We start from the raw sequence: 12,499 nt of genomic DNA, 5'->3' as shown, positions 1-12,499 counted from the left end.
GGCCCGTGATTGCCATCGATCCCACGACGACCGGCGCCTTCGGCGTCGGCCTCGCGACCATTGCCGCAGACGGCACCGTACTCGACACCTGGTTCCCCGCGCCGGAACTGGGCGAACCACCTGTCACCGGGACCAAGCGGCTGGCCGCCGAGGAGGCCGGTGAGCTGGCCCCGCTGGTCGGCCCCGACCCGGTCCGCGGCGTGGAGGTCGTCGCGGTGCGTACGGGCGTCGCCGAGCTCTCCGCACCGCCCGTCGACACGCACGACGCCTACCTGCGGCTGCACCTGCTCTCGCACCGCCTGGTCAGGCCGCACGGGGTGAACCTGGACGGCCTGTTCGGGCTGCTCTCGAACGTGGTGTGGACCAGCGCCGGGCCCTGCCAGGTCGAGGGCTTCGAGCAGACCCGGCTGCGGCTGCGCGCCAAGGGCGCGGTGACCGTCTTCGGCGTCGACAAGTTCCCGCGGATGGTCGACTACGTGGTGCCGTCCGGGGTGCGCATCGCCGACGCCGACCGGGTGCGCCTGGGCGCCCACCTGGCCAGTGGCACGACCGTCATGCACGAGGGGTTCGTGAACTTCAACGCGGGCACGTTGGGCGCGTCCATGGTGGAGGGCCGCATCTCGGCCGGTGTGGTGGTCGGCGACGGCTCCGACGTGGGCGGCGGCGCCTCGATCATGGGCACGCTGTCGGGCGGCGGCAAGCAGGTCATCTCGATCGGCGAGCGCTGCCTGCTGGGCGCGAACGCGGGCGTGGGCATCTCGCTGGGCGACGACTGCGTGGTGGAGGCCGGCCTGTACGTGACGGCGGGCACCAAGGTCGCGCTCCCCGACGGCCGGGTGGTCAAGGCGGCCGAGCTGTCGGGCTCGAACGGGCTGCTGCTGCGCCGCAACTCCCAGACGGGCGCCGTGCAGGCGGTCGCGCGCACCGGGACCGGCGTCGAGCTCAACGCCGCGCTGCACGCCAACGACTGACCGTAGGTCCAACGCGGGAGGGCCGCCCGGGGGTGATCCCCGGGCGGCCCTTCCCGTTTCAGCGAGCGGGTGGCGGCGCCTCAGTGGGCGTGCGAGACCGCCGAGCCGATCGTGTGGACGCGCAGCGCGTTCGTGGAGCCAGGCGTGCCGGGAGGCGAGCCGGCCACGATGACCACCTTGTCGCCCTTCTCCAGCCGCCCGGACGACAGCAGCGCCGCCTCGACCTGGCGCACCATGTCGTCGGTGTGGTGCACGAACGGCACGTGGAACGTTTCGACGCCCCAGGTCAGCGAGAGCTGGCCGCGCACGTGCGGCGCCGAGGTGAAGGCGAGCAGCGGGATCGGCGAGCGGTAGCGGGCCAGGCGGCGGGCGGTCTCGCCGGACATGGTGAAGGCCACCAGCGCCTTGGCGCCGACGATGGCGCCGACCTCGGCCGCGGCGCGGGCGATGGCGCCGCCGGTGGTCTCCGGCATGCGCTCCAGCGTGTGCGTGGCGTGCAGGGACGACTTCTCCGCCGCGCAGGCGATGCGGTCCATCGTGGAGACGGCCTCGACCGGGTAGCTGCCGACCGAGGTCTCGCCGGACAGCATGACCGCGTCGGCGCCGTCCATCACGGCGTAGGCCACGTCGGAGGCCTCGGCGCGGGTGGGGCGCGGGGCGTTCATCATCGAGTCGAGCATCTGGGTGGCGACGATGACCGGGCGGGCCTTCTCGCGGCACAGCTCGATGAGGCGGCGCTGGACGATCGGCACCTGCTCCAGCGGCAGCTCGACGCCGAGGTCGCCGCGGGCGACCATGATGCCGTCGAACGCCTCGACGATCTCCGGCATGCGGTCGACGGCCTGCGGCTTCTCGATCTTGGCGAGCAGCGGGAGGCGGACGGCCTCCTGCTCCATGATGTTGCGCACCACGTCGGCGTCGGACGGGCGGCGGACGAACGACAGGGCGATCATGTCGAAGCCGGTGCGCAGCGCCCAGCGCAGGTCGGCCTCGTCCTTGTCGGTCAGCGCGGGGGCGCTGACGTTGACGCCCGGCAGGTTGAGCCCCTTGTTGTCGGAGATCATGCCGCCGATGACGACGCGCGTGGTGACGCGCTCGCCGTCGACCCTGGTGGCCTCGAGCACGAGGCGGCCGTCGTCGACGAGGATGGTGTCGCCGGGGCGGACGTCCTTCGGCAGGCCCTTGTAGGTGGTGGAGACCTGCTCGCGGTCGCCGGGAACCTCTTCCGTGGTGATGGTGAAGACGTCGCCGAAGCCGAGCCGGACCGGGCCTTCCTCGAACTTCCCGACGCGGATCTTGGGCCCCTGCAGGTCGGCGAGCACGCCTACGCCGCGGCCGAGGTCGGCCGCCACCTCCCTGACCCGGTCGTAAACCTCTCTGTGCATGTCATGATTGCCATGGCTGAGGTTGAACCGTGCCACGTCCATGCCCGCGGAGATCAACTCGCGAAGGCGTTCAGGGGACGAAGTGGCGGGGCCGAGAGTGCAGACTATTTTCGCGCGACGAGTCACGAGTCCTACCTTAATTGGTACAGACCACTTGGCAGTCACTGACGACGCAGAACGTAGCCGACGTAGGAGAACAGCACGAGAACAGCGACCCCGAGTCGCGCCAAGTTCGTGTACTCCTCCGGGTAGATCACGCCTTCGATGTAGTGGTCGATGAATCCGCTGGCCGGGAGGCCTTCCAGGCCCGCCTGGCGGCGTCCCCAGTCTTCGGCGTGGGTCAGCGGGCAGTCGATCCCCGTCACCACCGAGAGCACGCCCCAGCCGACGACGGCGAGGTGGGCCCAGATCGTCCGCCGCCACCGCCAGGCGACGAATCCTCCGACGGCCAGGTAGGCGAGGAAGGCGAAATGGACCACCATCGCGGCGTCGGCGACGAGGCGGTACATCACCCTTCGACGGTAGCGGCCCGCCAGGCGTTCACGATGCCATGGCCGAAGAAACCGTTACGCGATCGTGTGCCTTCGCAGACATGGGTCTGGGTCTGTTCGTACACCTTGTACACGTACGCGCGGGGGGTGGGGCAGGGCTTCTTGTCGGCGGTCTCGTACAGCAGGCGCTGGATGTCGGCGGGCGCGGCGCTGACGCCCGCCTTGCCCTGGGCCTGGCCGAAGCGGCTGATCAGGATGGCGGCGACGCCGGTGGCGTGCGGTGCGGCCATCGAGGTGCCGTCGAGGTACTGGTAGTAGGAGCAGGCGCCGTCGCGGCAGTCGCGTACGACGTCGGTGCCCTTGGGCTTGCCCGCCTGGTCGATGCGGCCGGCGGCGCGCAGCACGTGCTCGGGGGCGGCGGCCAGGATGGACCGGGTGGCCGAGGCGCCCTTGCCGTCGAGGATGTCGCCGCCGGGCGCGGCCAGGTCGGTCTGCTCCAGGCCGTAGTCGCTGTAGATGGCCTTGCGCCCGGACGGGCCGACCGAGGCGACCGAGATGACGCCCTTGGACTCGGCAGGCACGTTGAGACAGGAGTTGTCGACCTCGCGGATCTTCTCGTCGCCGCGCGGGTAGCCGGGGCTGTTCCTGTCGACCTCGGGGTCGCCGAGGTCGGTGGCGCCGTTGCCGAGCGCGGAGACGAGCGTGACGCCCTTGCCGCGGGCGTAGTCGAGCGCCCGCTGCATGCCGGTGATGATCGCGCGCTGCTCCAGGCGCTGCTTGGGCGTGTCGGCGGGGTTGTCACGGCAGTTGAACAGCCACGGGTCGACGTAGAAGCTCATGTTCACCACGTCGACGCCGATGTCGGCGGCGTAGGTGAGCGCGTCGAGGCTGGGCTTGAGGAAGAAGAAGCCGGAGTCCTGGCCGGCCCTGATGTTGACCAGTTGCACGCCGGGCGCGACGCCGGCGATGCCGATGCCGTTGATAGGCGAGGCGATGGTGCTGGCCACGTGGGTGCCGTGACCGTCGTCGTCGCGGTCGTTGGGGTCCTTGCAGTCGCTGGTCTCGCAGGGGCCGTCGAGGTTCTCGCCGTGGTCGTCCTTGGGCCTGTCGGTGACGAAGTTGCGGCTGAGCTCGCGGTTGAAGTTGGGCGCGATGTCTGGATGCTTGCCGTCGATGCCGGTGTCGATGACGCCGACCAGCACCTGCTTGGTGCCGGGGGCGACGGCGTTGGCGCGGTCCGCGCCGATCATCTTCATGTCCCACTGGCGCGGCGCGAGCGGCTCGCCCGCGGCGGCCTTCCTGCTCAGCAGCGAGCCGTCGGGGTAGGCGCGGGAGGGGCGGACGCGGGAGGGGAAGGCGTGGGAACGGGCGGAGGCGAAGCCGATCTTCCTGTCGGAGGCCACGCCGACGATCGCCCGGTCCGTGCCGACGCTCTCGGCGAACCCGTCGCCGTGTCCTCTGGCCATGAGGTAGCCGAGCCTGGTGTCGGCGGTGAGCGTGCTGCCTCCGGCCTGCTCGACGGCGGTCTCGGCCTGGCGCTGCTGACCGTCGGCGTAGAAGACGAGGTAGTCGTGCGCGGGTCCGGTGGTCACGTCGCGGCCGCCGTCCAGGGGGGAGCAGGCGGCGAGCGCGGTGGAGACGGTCAGCGCCGCCAGGACCGATGCCAACCGCCGCATGCTTCCCCCATCCACCACTCCCACAGAATCTGCATCTTCCCGACACCTATCGAGTGATGCAACTTAGTGGTGAAATTTCGGGCAATGTCGCGCGAAACGGCCCGGCCGAGAAGCCGGGCCGTTTCCCACGAGGTCAGACCAGCGGACGGGCCGTCGGCAGGATCGGGTACGGCAGCGCCGTCTCACCCGTCAGGAACCTGTCGACGCCGGAGGCCGCGGCACGGCCCTCGGCGATGGCCCAGACGATGAGCGACTGGCCGCGGCCCATGTCACCGGCCACGAAGACGCCGTCGACCTTCGACATGTACGTCTTGTCCCGCGCGACGTTGCCACGGGCGTCGTAGAAGCCGTCGCCGCCGAGCGCGGCCAGGTCTTCGAGCAGCGCGCCCTTCTCCGGGCCGACGAAGCCCATCGACAGGGTGATCAGCTCGGCCGGGATCTCCCGCTCGGTGCCCGGGACGGGCTTGAACCCGGACTGCGGCCCCTCGACCTCGACCAGGCGCAGCGCCCGCACGTTGCCGTCGGCGTCGCCGACGAACTCGGTGGTGGAGACCGCGTAGACGCGCTCTCCCCCGCCGTCGGCCAGCTCCTCGTGCGCGGACTCCATCTTGAACAGGATGGGGAACGTCGGCCACGGCTGGCCGCCGGACCGGGACGCCGGCGGGCGCGGCATGATCTCCAGCTGGGTCACCGACGCGGCGCCCTGCCTGATCGCGGTGCCGATGCAGTCGGCGCCGGTGTCGCCGCCGCCGATCACCACCACGTGCTTGCCCGCGGCCGAGATCGGCGACTCGGCGAAGTCGCCCTCCTGGACCTTGTTGGCCGGCGGCAGGTACTCCATCGCCTGGTGGACGCCCTTGAGGTCGCGCCCGGCCACCGGCAGGTCGCGCCACTGGGTGGCGCCGCCCGACAGCACCACCGCGTCGAACTGCTCGCGCAGCTCGGCGGCGGTGACGTCGATGCCGACGTTCACGCCGGTGCGGAACTCGGTGCCCTCGGCCCGCATCTGCTCCAGGCGCCGCTCGATGTGGCGCTTCTCCATCTTGAACTCGGGGATGCCGTAACGCAGCAGGCCGCCGATGCGGTCGGCGCGCTCGAACACCACCACGTCGTGCCCGGCCCTGGTGAGCTGCTGGGCGGCGGCCAGGCCCGCGGGGCCCGAGCCGACGACCGCGACCCGCTTGCCGGTCTTGACGGCCGGGGGCTGCGGGGTGACCCAGCCCTCGGCGAACGCCCGGTCGATGATCTCAACCTCGACCCGCTTGATCGCCACCGGGTCGGAGTTGATGCCGAGCACGCACGCCGCCTCACACGGAGCCGGGCAGAGCCTGCCGGTGAACTCCGGGAAGTTGTTCGTGGCGTGCAGCCGCTCGATCGCCTCGCGCCAGTCGGTGCGGTGGACCAGGTCGTTCCACTCGGGGATGAGGTTGCCCAGCGGGCAGCCGTTGTGGCAGAACGGGATGCCGCAGTCCATGCAGCGCGACGCCTGCCTGGTCAGCTTCTCCTGGGAGAAGTCCTGGTAGACCTCCCGCCAGTCGCTGATGCGGACGTCCACGGGACGGCGCGCGGGCAGCTCCCTGTCGTGCGTGAGAAAACCCTTCGGGTCAGCCATCGGTGTACGCCTCCCTTAACCCTGAACCGCGGCGGACATGACCGCCTCGTCGACGTTCCTGCCTTCGGCGCGGGCGGCCTCGGCGGCGGCCAGCACCCTCTTGTAGTCGGTCGGCATGACCTTGCCGAACCTGGTGAGCGCCGCGTCCCAGTCGGCCAGCAGTCCCTTGGCCACCGGGGAGCCGGTCTCGGCGAAGTGCTTCTCGACGGTCTCCTTGAGGAACTCGGCGTCCGGCTCGGTGAGCGCCTCGATGGCGACCATCTCGCGGTTGACCCGCTCGGGCCTGAGGTCGAGCAGGTAGGCGACGCCGCCCGACATGCCGGCCGCGAAGTTGCGCCCGGTCGGGCCGAGCACGACGGCCTTGCCGCCGGTCATGTACTCGCAGCCGTGGTCGCCGACGCCTTCGACGACCGCGGTGGCGCCGGAGTTGCGTACGCAGAACCGCTCGCCGACCACGCCGCGGATGAACACCTCGCCGGACGTGGCGCCGTACAGGGCGACGTTGCCGGCGATGATGTGCCCGTCGAGCGGGGCCGCCTCGTGCGGGCGGACGGTGATCCGGCCGCCGGACAGGCCCTTGCCGAGGTAGTCGTTGGCGTCGCCGGTCAGCCGCAGCGTGATGCCGCGCGGCACGAACGCGCCGAACGAGTTGCCCGCCGAGCCGGTGAAGCCGATGTCGATGGTGTTGTCGGGCAGGCCCTTGCCGCCGTACCGCTTGGTGACCTGGTAGCCGAGCATGGTCCCGACCGTGCGGTTCACGTTGCGGATGGGCAGTTCCAGCGTGACCGGGGTGCCCTCGTTGAGCGCGCCTTCCGCGAGCTGGATGAGGGTGTTGTCGAGCGCGTGCGCGAGCCCGTGGTCCTGCTCGATCGTGCGGCGCAGCGGCGTGCCCGCGGGCAGCTCCGGCCGGTGCAGGATCGGCGACAGGTCGAGCCCGCCGGCCTTCCAGTGGTTCTCCGCCGCCGACATGTCGAGCATCTCGACGTGGCCGATGGCCTCCTCGAGCGAGCGGAAGCCCAGCTCGGCCAGGTACTCGCGGATCTCCTCGGCGATGAACTCGAAGAAGTTCACCACGAACTCCGGCTTGCCGCTGAAGCGCTTGCGCAGCTCGGGGTTCTGCGTGGCCACGCCCACCGGGCAGGTGTCGAGGTGGCAGACCCGCATCATCACGCAGCCGCTGACCACGAGGGGCGCGGTGGCGAAACCGTACTCCTCGGCGCCGAGCAGCGCGGCGATGACGACGTCGCGTCCGGTCTTGAGCTGGCCGTCGACCTGCACCACGATGCGGTCGCGCAGGTCGTTCAGCAGCAGGGTCTGCTGGGTCTCGGCCAGTCCGAGCTCCCACGGCGCGCCCGCGTGCTTGAGCGACGTCAGCGGCGAGGCGCCGGTGCCGCCGTCATGACCGGAGATGAGCACCACGTCGGCGTGGGCCTTGGACACGCCCGCCGCGACCGTGCCGACGCCGACCTCGGCCACGAGCTTGACGTGCACGCGCGAGTCCGGGTTGGCGTTCTTCAGGTCGTGGATGAGCTGGGCCAGGTCCTCGATCGAGTAGATGTCGTGGTGCGGCGGCGGCGAGATGAGGCCGACGCCGGGCGTGGAGTGCCTGGTCTTGGCGATCCACGGGTAGACCTTGTGGCCCGGGAGCTGGCCGCCCTCGCCGGGCTTGGCGCCCTGGGCCATCTTGATCTGCAGGTCGGCCGCGTTCACCAGGTACTCGGAGGTGACGCCGAACCGGCCGCTGGCCACCTGCTTGATGGCACTGCGGCGCTCGGGGTCGTACAGGCGCTCGGGGTCCTCGCCGCCCTCGCCGGTGTTCGACTTGCCGCCGAGCCGGTTCATCGCGATGGCGAGCGTCTCGTGCGCCTCCATCGAGATCGAGCCGTACGACATCGCGCCGGTGGAGAACCGCTTGACGATCTCCGAGACGGGCTCGACCTCGTCGATCGGCACCGGGGCGCCCTTGCGCAGCTTGAACAGGCCGCGCAGGGTCATCAGCCGCTCCGCCTGGGAGTCCACCATGGAGGTGTACTCCTTGAAGATCTCGTAGCGGCGGGTGCGGGTGGCGTGCTGCAGCTTGAAGACGGTCTCGGGGTTGAACAGGTGCGGCTCGCCCTCGCGCCGCCACTGGTACTCGCCGCCGACCTGGAGCCTGCGGTGCGCGTTCTCCACCCGCGGGTAGGCGTGGCGGTGGCGCTGCGCGGTCTCCTCGGCCAGGACGTCGAAGCCGACGCCGCCCAGCCTGGACGTGGTGCCGGTGAAGCAGGAGTCGATGACCTCCTGGCTCAGCCCCAGGGCCTCGAAGATCTGCGCGCCGGTGTAGGAGGCCACCGTCGACACGCCCATCTTGGACATGACCTTGATGACGCCCTTGCCGTACGCCTTGATCAGGTTCCGCACGGCCTTGTGCTTGTCGAGCTGGAGCACCCCGGTGTCGACCAGGTCCTCGACGGTCTCGATGGCCAGGTACGGGTTGACCGCGCCGGCGCCGTAGCCGATGAGCAGCGCCATGTGGTGGCACTCGCGGGCCTCGCCGGTCTCGATGACCAGGCCGATCTTGGTGCGGGTCTTCTCCTGGATCAGGTGGTGGTGCACCGCGCCGGTGAGCAGCAGCGACGGGATCGGGGCCCGGGTGTCGGAGGAGCCGCGGTCGGACAGCACGATGACGCGTGCGCCGTCCGCGATGGCCTGGGACGCCTCGGCCTTGATCTCGGCGAGCCTGGCCAGCAGCGCCTCGCCGCCGCCGGCGACCTCGTACAGGCCGTCGATGACGTGCGGATGGAAGCCGGGCAGGTCACCCTCGTCGTTGATGTGGATGATCTTGGCGAGCTCGTCGTTGTCGATCACCGGGTACGGCAGCACGAGCTGGCGGCACGAGGTGGGACCCGGGTCGAGCAGGTTGCCCTCCGGCCCGAGCACGCTGGCCAGGGACGTGACCAGCTCCTCGCGGATCGCGTCCAGCGGCGGGTTGGTGACCTGCGCGAACAGCTGCGTGAAGTAGTCGAACAGCAGCCGGGGCTTCTCGCTCAGGACCGCCACGGGCGTGTCGGTGCCCATCGAGCCGATCGGCTCGGCACCGCTCTTCGCCATCGGCGACAGGATGATCCGCAGCTCTTCCTCGGTGTAGCCGAAGGTCTGCTGCCGCTTGACCAGCGCCTCGTGGCTCGGGATCTCCCGCTGGCGGGCGGGCAGCTCCTCGAAGCGGACCAGACCGGCGTGCAGCCACTCCTCGTACGGCTGCTCCGCCGCGAGCTCGGCCTTGATCTCGTCGTCTTCGATGATCTTGCCGCGGGCGGTGTCGATGAGGAACATCTTGCCTGGCTGCAGGCGGCCCTTGCGGACCACGTCCTCCGGCTGGAAGTCGAGCACGCCGGCCTCGGAGGCGAGCACGACGAGACCGTCGGCGGTGACCCAGAAGCGTCCAGGGCGCAGGCCGTTGCGGTCGAGCACGGCGCCGGCCAGGGTGCCGTCGGTGAACGTGATCGAGGCGGGGCCGTCCCAGGCCTCCATCATCGAGGAGTGGAACTCGTAGAAGGCCCGGCGGGCCGGGTCCATCTCGGTGTGGTTCTCCCACGCCTCCGGGATCATCATCAGCACCGCGTGCGGCAGGCTGCGGCCGCCGATGTGCAGCAGCTCCAGGGCCTCGTCGAAGCTGGCGGTGTCGCTGGCGTCCGGGTCGCAGATCGGGAAGAGCCTGGAGATGTCGCCCGGGATGTGGGCGGACTCCAGCATGGCCTCGCGGGCGCGCATCCAGTTGCGGTTGCCCTTGACCGTGTTGATCTCGCCGTTGTGCGCGATGTACCGGTACGGGTGGGCCAGCGGCCAGCTCGGGAACGTGTTGGTCGAGAACCGCGAGTGCACCAGCGCGATCGCGCTGTGGTAGCGCTCGTCGGACAGGTCCGGGAAGAACGGCTCGACCTGGTCGGGCGTGAGCATGCCCTTGTACACGACCGTGCGCGCCGACAGCGAGGCGAAGTACACGTCCACCTCGTGCTCGGCCCGCTTGCGCAGGCAGAACGCGAGCCGGTCGAGCGCCAGCCCGGACTCCCCGCCCGGGCTCGACACGAACAGCTGCGCGAAGTGCGGCATGACCGCGCGGGCGCTGGGCCCGGGCAGCGCCCGGTCGACGGGCACGTCCCGCCAGCCGAGCACGGTGAGGCCTTCCTCGTCGGCGATCTCCGCGATCATCCGCAGCGCGATCTGACGAGCCTCGTCGTCGATCGGCAGGAAGGCGATGCCGGTGGCGTACGCACCGGCGGCGGGCAGCGCGAACGGCACGGTCGCGCGGTAGAACTCATCGGGGATCTGCGTCAGGATCCCGGCGCCGTCACCGGTGTCCGGCTCGCTACCCTTGGCCCCCCGGTGATCGAGATTGCACAGCGCCGTCAGTGCCTTGACCACGATGTCGTGCCCCCGGCGACCGGCGACGTCGGCAACCATGGCGACACCGCAGGCATCATGCTCGTTGGCGGGGTGGTAGAGGCCCTGGGGCTCGGGGAACCCGAGGTGGGCAGCAGGCATTGAATCCCTCCCGTCGTCTTCGTCTGTCTGAACTGCTCCTACAGGCGGGGACGACGTTGGCCCTGCTGCGTATCGTGGGTAGAGATTACCGCACCATGCCGGAATGGTGCCCGCCACGTCCGCATTGCGAACATTCGCGGCATCTCGACATCCGAACCTCGCCATCTCGACCACCGGACGGCCCACCTCATTCCCACCCCCTTTCACCTGCGGGAACACCGGCACCACGCACACCAGGCCGTGGGGCGGTGATCCGTCGATAGGGTTGGCGCATGGAGCGCGACGGAGTGGCACAGCACGGGGTGGAACGCCTGCTCGGCGAGGCGGGCGTCGACAGCCGGCGGCTGCGCCACGCGCTGCTCCTGCTCTGCGACGGACAGTGGTGGAGCCTGGCCGAGCTGGTGCGGGCCAGCGCCACCTCGCGCCGCTCGATCGAGGCCCTGCTGCGCGAGGTCAGGCTGGAGCGGCGGGACGAGCGGTTCCGCGTGCCCGCCGCGCACACGCCCGGCTACCAGCACCTCCTGGCCTTGGCCCCGCCGCCGGAAGACCCGGTGGGCCACCTGGCCGGCCACTACCCACAGGTGCTCGACCGGCTGACCGAACTCGTCGCCAAGGCCCCGCGCGGCCGGCACACGCTCGACCACGTGGCCGCCACGCCCGAGACCGCGCTGCGGCGGGCGCTGCTGCTCGGGGCCAGGTTCTGGCTGCCCGGGGCCCGGTTGTTGTGCGTCGGCGACCACGATCTCACCTCGCTGGCGGTCAAGCTCGTGCATCCGGAGACCGATGTCACGGTCGTCGACATCGACGAGCGCATCCTGGCCTACATCGACGAGCAGGATCTGGGCGTGCGCACCCGGTGGGCGGATCTGCGCCTGGGGCTGCCCGCGTCGGCACGCGAACACGACCTGGCCGTCACCGATCCGCCGTACACGCCGGAAGGCATCGGCCTGTTCGTGGCCCGCGCCGTCGAGGGCCTGAAGAACGACGGCCGGGTGCTGCTGGCGTACGGGGCCAGCGAGCGGACTCCGATGCTCGCCTTCAAGGTTCAGCAGTCCCTGTCGGAGCTGAATCTCGCTTATGAGGCGATATACCCCGATTTCAACCGATATTTCGGGGCGGAGGCGATCGGGTCGGCGGCCGACCTCTACGTCCTGCGTCCCACCACCAAGTCACGCCCCGCGGCCGCCGCCCGGCTGAACCGCCAGGCCACGGCCATCTACACGCAGGGGCCGCAGTCGGTGGAATCGTCGGCCGCCGCGCTGCCCGGCCTGGCCGAGCTGCAGGGGTTCGTGCCCGACCTGCTGGTGGGCGACTGGGCCAAGGACCTGCCCCAGCCTCGGGTCAAGCTCTCGACCTGGCTGGCCAAGCCGTACGCGGCCGATCCCGTCCGGGTCGCGGTCGCCGTACCTGCCGGGCTGGAGTCCGCGCTCCCCCGGCTGCTGCTGGCCACCCGGGCCGCGCACGTCCGCGCCGTCCTGGGCGTGCCCACGCCGCCGCCCGGCGTGTTGTCGCCGGTGTACGAGTTCACCGCGCGCGACACCGTGATCGACGCCGTACGGCTGCCGCAACCCACGGGGCCTGAGCCGGCGATGCTGCGCAGGATCCTGGACAACGCGCACGGCAAGCTGGCGAACACGTGGCGGGAGTCGCTCATCGGCCTGGCCCGCGCCGAGGGGGTCACGCTCACCAAGAACCAGGCCCGGGCGCTGATCCGTCAGGCGGCTCCTTGGTCGGACGACCTCACGCCCCTGGAGGCCCCACTCCACCGCCTGTCCGCACTCCCCCAGGCCATCACCACCACCATCACCGCCCTCACCACCACAACCACCACCCCTGCCTAACC

General features: G+C 70.7%; 7 protein-coding genes. 2 read left to right on the top strand and 5 right to left on the bottom strand.

Features of this window, described 5'->3' with window-relative positions:
• The first annotated feature begins 5 nt into the window (after positions 1-5).
• The gene (gene dapD, locus HII36_RS28170; protein WP_173526285.1) at positions 6-971 is read left to right on the top strand and encodes a 2,3,4,5-tetrahydropyridine-2,6-dicarboxylate N-succinyltransferase; all 966 of its coding nucleotides are present in this window, start codon (positions 6-8) and stop codon (positions 969-971) included.
• Positions 972-1,051: 80 nt separating this feature from the next.
• Here the strand turns inward: dapD and pyk are convergent, their stop codons facing one another.
• The 5 genes from pyk to gltB form a co-directional block, all read right to left on the bottom strand.
• Positions 1,052-2,482, bottom strand: coding sequence for a pyruvate kinase (pyk, locus tag HII36_RS28165; protein ID WP_173526284.1), 1,431 nt, complete (start codon positions 2,480-2,482; stop codon positions 1,052-1,054).
• 35 nt (positions 2,483-2,517) lie between these two features.
• Positions 2,518-2,865: a DUF2784 domain-containing protein gene (locus HII36_RS28160; protein ID WP_217370062.1), complete on the bottom strand. Its 348-nt coding sequence runs from the start codon at positions 2,863-2,865 to the stop codon at positions 2,518-2,520.
• On the bottom strand, positions 2,865-4,523 hold the full coding sequence (locus tag HII36_RS28155; protein ID WP_173526282.1) for a S8 family peptidase: 1,659 nt from the start codon (positions 4,521-4,523) through the stop codon (positions 2,865-2,867). The genes HII36_RS28160 and HII36_RS28155 overlap by 1 nt, the downstream gene beginning before the upstream one ends.
• A 133-nt stretch (positions 4,524-4,656) precedes the next feature.
• Entirely contained in the window at positions 4,657-6,135 is a 1,479-nt protein-coding gene (locus HII36_RS28150; RefSeq protein WP_173526281.1) for a glutamate synthase subunit beta, read from the bottom strand.
• 15 nt (positions 6,136-6,150) lie between these two features.
• A complete protein-coding gene (gene gltB, locus HII36_RS28145; RefSeq protein WP_173526280.1) occupies positions 6,151-10,656 on the bottom strand; it encodes a glutamate synthase large subunit in 4,506 nt (1,501 codons plus the stop codon).
• A gap of 272 nt (positions 10,657-10,928) precedes the next feature.
• Here gltB and HII36_RS28140 point away from each other — a divergent pair, with 272 nt between their 5' ends.
• Positions 10,929-12,497 carry a bis-aminopropyl spermidine synthase family protein gene (locus HII36_RS28140; RefSeq protein ID WP_217370059.1) on the top strand — a complete coding sequence of 523 codons (1,569 nt, stop codon included), beginning with the start codon at positions 10,929-10,931 and terminating at the stop codon, positions 12,495-12,497.
• Positions 12,498-12,499 lie beyond the last annotated feature (2 nt).

This window comes from Nonomuraea antri (genome assembly GCF_013283785.1).
Lineage (GTDB): Bacteria > Actinomycetota > Actinomycetes > Streptosporangiales > Streptosporangiaceae > Nonomuraea > Nonomuraea antri.
The sequence above is the reverse complement of the archived record's forward strand: the minus strand, read 5'-3'. Positions and strand labels throughout refer to the sequence as shown.